1 protein-coding gene is annotated in these 410 nt (G+C 67.1%); it reads right to left on the bottom strand.

Annotated elements, in window-relative coordinates; all coding sequences use genetic code 11:
* On the bottom strand, positions 1-410 hold a 410-nt coding region (locus G3I78_RS49570; RefSeq protein ID WP_164437239.1), incomplete at both ends, for a family 43 glycosylhydrolase.

The raw sequence follows: 410 nt of genomic DNA, 5'->3' as shown, positions 1-410 counted from the left end.
GCGCCCGTCGATGAGCGTGCTGTCGCGCTCGCTCGTCCACGGCCCGAGCGGCGAAGCGCCCGTGATGACGTTCGACGACCCGCCGCCGTTGGCGTAGTAGAGGAAGTACTTGTCGACGCCGTCGACCGTCTTCTTCGCCATGCCCGGCGCCCACGAGTTGTTCGTGAAGGGCGCGACGCCCTGCGGCCCCGCGACCTGGATCTCGCCGTGGTCCGTCCAGTTCACGAGGTCCTCGGACGAGATGAGCGTGATCTGGTTGATGGCGCCGTAGTTGATCTGCGGCGAGACGCCCGTCACCGGGTCGGGCGCGTAGCCCTGGGTGTCGTTCGTCATGTACATGTACACGCGCCCGTCCTCGACGAACCCGAACCCGTCGGCCCCGAACTGGTGGGAAATGAGCGGGTTGTGCT

The sequence above is a fragment of the Streptomyces sp. SID13726 genome (assembly GCF_010548375.1).
In the GTDB taxonomy this organism is placed as follows: Bacteria; Actinomycetota; Actinomycetes; order Streptomycetales; family Streptomycetaceae; genus Streptomyces.
This window is presented reverse-complemented; position numbering and strand designations above follow the sequence as displayed.